This window comes from Micromonospora marina, from assembly GCF_900091565.1.
In the GTDB taxonomy this organism is placed as follows: domain Bacteria; phylum Actinomycetota; class Actinomycetes; order Mycobacteriales; family Micromonosporaceae; genus Micromonospora; species Micromonospora marina.
Genome location: NZ_FMCV01000069.1, coordinates 1 through 1,355 on the forward strand (window position 1 = coordinate 1; position 1,355 = coordinate 1,355).

1 protein-coding gene is annotated in these 1,355 nt (G+C 68.6%); it reads left to right on the plus strand.

Going from position 1 to position 1,355, the window contains the following annotated elements; translation table 11 throughout:
- The coding region (locus GA0070215_RS27795) for an IS1634 family transposase (protein ID WP_091051799.1) at window positions 1-1,326 on the plus strand (1,326 nt) is incomplete at its 5' end.
- Window positions 1,327-1,355 lie beyond the last annotated feature (29 nt).

Consider the following 1,355-nt stretch of genomic DNA (forward strand, 5'->3'; position numbering starts at 1 on the left):
GCGAACCGGGCTCTGGCGCCGTCGAGCAAGCTGGCCGCCGCCGACTGGGTCTGCCAGGACGTGCACCTGCCCGGCCTGCCACATGTCACCGACGACGCCTGCTACCGGGCGATGGACCAGCTGATCGAGGTTGAGCCCGCGTTGACCCGCGGTGTCTACGACCAGATCGCCGACCTACTCAACCTCGAAGTCGACCTGCTGTTCTTCGACACCACCAGCACCTACTTCGAACTCGACGAGGCCGACGAACCGCTGTGGCGTGACCAGCAGGGCCGGGTCGTGGCCGAGGACGATCCGGCGGCGGTCAAGCAGGCCGGGTTCCGCACCCATGGCAAGAGCAAGGACTCCCGCGACGATCTGCCCCAGGTCGTGGTCGGGATGGCCGTCACCCGCACCGGCATCCCCGTGCGTGTCTGGTGCTGGCCCGGCAACACCGGCGACTCCGCCCTGATCCGGCAGGTCAAGACCGACATGCGCGAGTGGAGCCTGGCCCGCATCGTCTGGGTCGCCGACCGCGGCTTCGCCTCCGCCGAGAACCGCCGCTTCCTGCAACAGGGCGGCGGGCACTACATCCTCGGCGAGAAGCTACGCGCCGGCACCAGCGAAGCCGACCAGGCTCTGGCCCGGCAGGGCCGTTACGCCACCGTCGCGGACAACCTGCAGGTCAAGGAAGTCAACATCGACACCGACGACCGGTTCGTCATCTGCTACAACCCCGAGGCCGCCGACCGAGACGCCGCCGTCCGGACCCGACTGCTCGCCCAGCTCACCGACCTGATCGACGACACAGACCGGCTGTCGGCCACCAAACGCGCCGAGCTCCGCGGCGTGATCTCGACCAAGCCCGGCCTGAACCGGTTCCTGCGCGTCACGCCCAAGGGCCTGCTACGCCTCGACCAAGGCAAGGTCAAGGCCGAACAGCGCCTCGACGGCAAGTACCTGCTGCGCTGCTCCGACCCGAAACTGAGCGCGGAGGACATCGCCCTGGGCTACAAGCAACTACTCGAAGTCGAACGCGGCTGGCGCGACATGAAGACCACCCTCGACCTGCGCCCGGTGTTCCACCGCCGCGAGGACCGCATCCGCGCCCACATCCTGCTCTGCTGGCTGGCCCTGCTGCTCATCCGCGTCGCCGAGACCGAGACCGGCCGCACCTGGACCGCGATCCGCACCGAGATCGACCGGCTGCACCTCGGCGTGTTCACCGGCCCCGCCGGCACGTTCACCCAGCGCACCGAGCTGTCCCAACCCCAGAAGGCCCTGCTCACGAAACTGCGGATCACCGAACCGCCCCGCATCTTCGACGCCACACCCGCAACCACCTGACCTGCAACAACACAGCCGCCTAGTGACAC